Below are 5,747 nucleotides of genomic sequence, written 5' to 3' on the forward strand. Positions count from 1 at the left end.
GGCGTCGAACCGGAAGACGACGAAACCCCACAAGCCGACGCGGACTAGGATTTCACGCTCACCACAGGTGAGGCACCACTCCGGATTACGCGCTCATTTTCAAATGAGGCACCTCGCGGTTATTCCATCAGCCGCATCACCGGCCGGTCCATGTTCCGCAAACCGCAGCGGCACCACGGCCGCGCTCGGGTCGAGCGCGTCCGTCTCCTCGACCCACACGCCGGTCAGGTCGCGCAGCGGCACCGGAATCTCGCCCTGGTACAGGCTGTCGTGCTCATCGGTCAAGGCGCTCAACGCGGTCAGCAGCAGTCGTCCGCCGCCGGACACGAACGCGCGCAGCCGCTCGATCAAATCCGCGCGCATCATATACAGGCACGGCGCGAGCACGAGATCGTACCGATCGTACGAATCGTATGGTCCGACGATGTCGACCGGGATGTTGCGGCGGTGCAGTTCGCGATACCAACGCTGCACTTCGGCCACGTAATCCATCGAGATCGTGGGGCCGGCGGACATGCCGATCGCCCAGCGCGACTGCCAATCAAAGACCAGCGCGACGCGGGCCGGCGTCACACGACTGCCGAGAATCTGCCCGGAGACACGTCCCAACTCGGCTCCCAGCTCGGCACATTCGCGGAACGCGCGCGTGCGGCCGGTGCCGTCGGAGCTGATGAGCGCGCCGTGGAACTTCTCGCAGCCGGACCGATTCTGCCGCAACTGGAAGAACTGCACGGTGTCGGCGCCGTGGGCGACGGCCTGCCAGCTCAGCTCGCGCATCTGGCCGGGGCGTTTCTGCGTGTTGTACGCCATCCAGTTCTGCCGACTCGGGGTCTGTTCCATGAGCATGAACGGCTTGCCGCCGCCCACGCCGCGCATGAGCTCGTGGCAGAACGCGACGTTCGCGGGGTCGGTGTCAGAGCGCGGGTAGGAGTCCCACGAGACGACGTCCACGCCGCCGGTCACAACCGCCGCATCATCAACCGTCCCGTCCGCGCCAGCCCGCCAGCGGAAGTAGTCGTACGTCGGATACGTGCCCATCATGTTCGTCGTGACCGGATTGACCGGATCGAACTCGCGGATCGCGGCCTTCTCCTCGTTGTACGACTCGAGCACGCACTCGCCGTAGAACCGCTGGTAATCGAGCGAGAACCCGCCGAGGATCGCCTTGCCGCCCCAGCTGGTCGTGTCGCCGAGCTCGTTCGGCGGGAAGATCTCGTCGAAGCTGTGGTAGGTGTGACTCCAGAACGCCGAGTTCCACGCCTCGTTCACGGCCTCGATCGTGCCGTAGCGTGCGCGCAGCCACTCGCGGAACGCCTTCGCGCACGTGTCGCACCAGCACATGCCGCCGTATTCGTTGCCGACGTGCCACGCGACGAGGTTGGGCAGCCGCCCATAGCGTTCGGCGAGTTTGCCGGCGAGCGCCGCGGAGTACTTGCGGAAGGTCGGGCTGTTGATGCACGCGTTGTGGCGTTCGCGGTGGCGCATCTTGCGGCCGCGTTCGTCGACGCGGTTGACGTCGGGGTGACGCAGGCTCATCCACGCCGGGAGCGCTCCGGTGGACGTGGCCATGACGATCGATAGCCCCGCGTCGGAGACGGTTTTGACGATGCGGTCGAGTTTGCGGAAGTCGTATTCGTCTTCGCTGGGCTGCAGCTGCGCCCACGAGAAGACGTTGAGCGTGACCTCGTTGATGCCGGCTTGTTTGAACAGTCGCATGTCGTCGTGCCAGACGGATTCGGGCCACTGTTCGGGGTTGTAGTCGCCGCCGTAGAGCATGCTGCCGCGCGAGGCGAGACGGTCGGCGAACGTCGGGACCGGCTGGGTTGACAGTTGCGTCGGTTGGCTTGATGATCGAGTTGATTGAGTCACGGTCATGATTGAAACTCCTTTGTTATGTCATCGCAGTACATCACTGCACTGCATCGCGTATGACGGCGACCGTCTGCCGGACTTCCGCCGAACGTCCTGCAAACGGCCGCCAACGTATTCACTCCGCGTCCAGCATGTGCCGGACGATGAAGTACAGCGCCCAGTCCTGATCGTTCGCCATCGGATCAGCGAAATGCGTTCGTTCGCCGTTCACCGAGAACGGGAACACGTACGCACACGACGCGGTGCCGTCCGGGAAGAACAGCTGCAACAGCGCGCGACGCGACGCGGCCGCACGACGACGCAGCGTCTCGGCCGCATCCTCGTCGTCCATGAGATCGGCCGCCAGATCGAACACGTCGGCGGTCAGTCCGCTCCAGTAATGCGGGAACGTGTCGCCGTACTGCTTACGTTTGCCGAACCAGAACCCGTCCCAGTGACGGATCGCGACCTCGTTCATGTGCGCGTCCGGCTGGCATCCGTTGAACTGGTCGAGCACGCGCAACTGCTCGAATCCGGCCCGCAGCAGGTCCCGGTCGCCGGCCAGCGCGGCTGTCTGCAGGATCACGCTCGCGGCCGGAGCGACGATCGACTGCTCGTAGTTGACTTCGTGCTTCGGATAGCGCAGTCCGAGTTCCGCCAACGTTCGCGCATGGGCGAGAAACAGGTCGCGCAGCTCGTCGCGCAGACCGGACTCGCCGGCCTGTTCGAGCGCACGGCTGAGCGCGAGGATCGGCAGTTCGATCGGGTAGAACCGGTTGCCGCCGCCCGCGTAGAACCAGCGGATGATGCGGCAGGCGACGCGCAGGTTCTCCACGTCGCCATCGAGTTTGTACAGCTCGACGTACAGTTCGGCGAACCACGGCGCGTTGTACAGCCTCTTGACCGAGTTGTCTCGCGGCGCATCGTTGAACACCTCGCCGGTCGTCGTATCGACCAACTCGCGTTCGACGAACGCGCGGTAATCGCGCAGACTGTCGGCAAGTTCGTCGCGCAGCGGCTTCCACTCGTCGCCCGACATCGTGCCGGACAGCGCCATCGACACGTCGGCCAGCAGGTCGCCGTTCTCATCCGCGACGATGCCGCGGTCCAGTTCACGCAGGTACGCGGCGATCAGCAGGCCCATGCCGACGCGCTCGCGGCCGGCGTTGTAGTCGTTGACTACGTTGCCTTTGTCGTCGCCGGCGTAATAGTACTGGCGGCGGTCCTCGTTGTCGTACGGCAGATACGCGCCGGACAGGTGCTCGTTGGGACCGCGGTACTGCTGTTTGCGGGCGATGAAACGCACGCGTTGGGCGATGAGCGCGTCGAGCGGGGCGGAGACGAACAGGCGGGTGCGTACGGTGCGATCTCCGATGCGGACGGTGAAGGTGTGTTCGCCGGCGCGGTCGCGGTATTCGTCGTGCGTGTATGGGTCGCTGTCGGACGGGGTGAAGGCGAAGGTGTATGTCTCGCCGTCGGGTTCGGGGGCGGCGGGGACACCGTTGACAGTGACGGGGGTGCCTTGGCCGGGTTGGAATGACGGGCGGATGTGCAGGACGGCGGTCTGGCCGGGGACCGTGACATACATGTTCCAGCGGGCGTCGATGAACGCGCTGCGTTCGGCGGCTTGGGTGAAGAAGTCCTCGCGCGAGGCGCACGGGAAGATCGTCCACGAGATCGTGCGGGTCTGGCCGGGGGCGAATTCCATCGGCTCGGGGTGCAGGACGAAGCAGCCGCGGTCGTTGCTGTAGCGAACGAAGTCGCGACTGACGCTGTAGTCGGCGAGCGCGCCTTCCGTGAGGACCAGGCCGAGGTGCGGAGCGTTGCCGCTCATGCGCAGGGCGAGGGCCCAGCTGCACGTGCCGCCGCAGAACAGGTGGACGTTGCAGTGGCGGTCGGTCGAATAGTCGTCGGTCTCGTCGAAGTAGCGGTCCTCGAGCGGCAGGGTGATGCCGATGTCGCCGATCGCGGTGGTGATCGGCTTGCCGGTGGCGTTGCCGAGCAGGACCGTGGTGACGATGGTGTCGCCGTCGCGCAGCACGTGGACGGACGACTGGATGCCGTCCGGGGTGCTGACCGCGGCGTACGGATGGTCGGGGCGCAGCCAGTTCATGCCGGTCGGATCGGTCGAAAATCGAATCGTTACGTCTCCGGGGGCGCCGAGTTCCGAGATCATGGACCTGGTGTCCGCATATGCCGGTATTTCCGGGGAATTCTTGCCTAGCGAGTACATTCGCAGGTCCTTTCTCTGTGAAGCACCGACGCTTCTGCACGTCGTCGTATCACCTAAAATCGCAACGCTGCGATTCTATACGATTTTGCAGACACGCACAAATCGAAAACGCCGAATCGATGTCATTTACTGCGCACTGGACGGAAAACCACCCGACCGTGTCATCGAGCGAGGAATCGTGTGCTCACGGGATGGAACATCAAGCCGACAGTCCGCCCCCGTGAGCACCATCGCCGCAAGCGCCACCCACACACGACGAATAACGCGCAACTCTTCTCGGAAAAGAACGGCTTCAGCCCAGAATAGTTGCGCTGAGCCATCGCCAACGCAACTATTCTCGGAACAAAGGGACGATTTCCTGAAATGGTTGCACCGAGACATGGCCAGCGCAACTATTTTGGGAGATTGGGGCTCATTTCCGAGAATGGTTGCGCCGAGACAGTATCGACTTGATGAACCAGCATCGGACTGGTGCTGTGTCGGGGCTTAATGTGATGGGTTCGACGCTCCCTCAGTCCGCTTCGCGGCCAGCTCCCTCAACCGAGGGAGCCAAGAATAAGAACACGTCAGTGTAAGCCCGACGAAGCACCAATACGGTATTGCGCAATACGCCGGCCCTTGGCGCCCCAGCCACTGCACACCTCCCCGACAAGGGCGGAGCGCGACAGTGCAAGACACGGCAAAGCACTAGGCCGCCGAACGCGCGACGGCTTGCCCGCTACAGCGAACGCAGGGCGCGGCGGATGATGGGGGAGTAGAAGCGTTTGACGGCGACCAGGTTCGGATGGGTGCCGCTGGGCTGGCTTTCGGGGTGCTCGTAGGTGACGGTCTGCGGAGTGCCGGGCAGTCCGTCGGAACCGTTGCGATCGAAGGAATACGCGACGCGATCGGCGTCACGATGCGGGTCGAGATCGGCATCATCGAATACGTTGGCAACGGTCACACCCCACTTACGGCAGGCATCCAACGCAATCGTATGCAACGCCAGCTGAATCGTCATGTCCACGTTCGCAAGTTTTCCGGTCGCCACATATACGATCCTCGCGGATGGCCAACGACGACGATATTCCGCGATCGTCGCCTCGAAGCAACTGGCGAACGTGCCGCGGTCGAATGATGACGCATCGAAACCATCGGCGACCGTATCCCGTCCGTCGTCGGCGGTGCAACCACTAACGGCACCGAGACGATCCATGATCCGGTCCAGATGACCGTCGTTCGTGCCGCCGTCGAACAGGATCACGTCGGGCGCAGGCGTATCAACCGGCACCTCGTCGCACTGGTCGATGATCTGACCGCCCAAGTCGGGTCGCGTCATCGGCCGCGGCAGTATGGCCGCACCGTTGCGGGCGAACTTGAACAGCCGCATCCCCTCAGCATCGGCGACAACGTTCGCGCACGAACGCTGCGGGTATGTATGCCCCTCGATGATGCTGTCGCCGAACGCGTACAGCACCTTGCCGTTGCAATCCATGATTTTCCCCCGATTCCGGTATGCCGCGCATATCGTTTCCAATGATGCATATATATGAGGCTTCTGCTGTTTTCGTGGGTTAGTTTGTTGGTGTTGGTAGTTGGATGTTGAGTCCGCCGCATCGGAGCATGACGAGGCTGATGAGGTTGGTGACGTGGTGGAAGCCGTAGGCCATGCGGATGGTGACCT

General features: G+C 63.5%; 3 protein-coding genes. All 3 read right to left on the reverse strand.

What is annotated here, in order from left to right:
- Positions 1-99: 99 nt before the first annotated feature.
- The 3 genes from AC1A0G_RS12130 to AC1A0G_RS12140 all read right to left on the reverse strand — a co-directional run bounded on the left by AC1A0G_RS12130 (position 100) and on the right by AC1A0G_RS12140 (position 5,558).
- Entirely contained in the window at positions 100-1,875 is a 1,776-nt protein-coding gene (locus AC1A0G_RS12130; protein ID WP_476530003.1) for a beta-galactosidase, read from the reverse strand.
- 112 nt (positions 1,876-1,987) lie between these two features.
- Entirely contained in the window at positions 1,988-4,027 is a 2,040-nt protein-coding gene (locus tag AC1A0G_RS12135) for a hypothetical protein (protein ID WP_476530004.1), read from the reverse strand.
- 775 nt (positions 4,028-4,802) lie between these two features.
- Complete coding sequence (locus tag AC1A0G_RS12140; protein ID WP_476530005.1) at positions 4,803-5,558, reverse strand: GDSL-type esterase/lipase family protein; 756 nt, start codon at positions 5,556-5,558, stop codon at positions 4,803-4,805.
- Positions 5,559-5,747 lie beyond the last annotated feature (189 nt).

It is taken from the genome of Bifidobacterium sp. LH_230, from assembly GCF_056357555.1.

Excerpts from the sequence above, each read along its gene's own strand:
- AC1A0G_RS12130 (WP_476530003.1), bottom strand. The coding sequence starts at position 1,875 with ATGACCGTGACTCAATCAACTCGATCATCAAGCCAACCGACGCAACTG.
- AC1A0G_RS12135 (WP_476530004.1), bottom strand. The coding sequence starts at position 4,027 with ATGATCTCGGAACTCGGCGCCCCCGGAGACGTAACGATTCGATTTTCG.
- AC1A0G_RS12140 (WP_476530005.1), bottom strand. The coding sequence starts at position 5,558 with ATGGATTGCAACGGCAAGGTGCTGTACGCGTTCGGCGACAGCATCATC.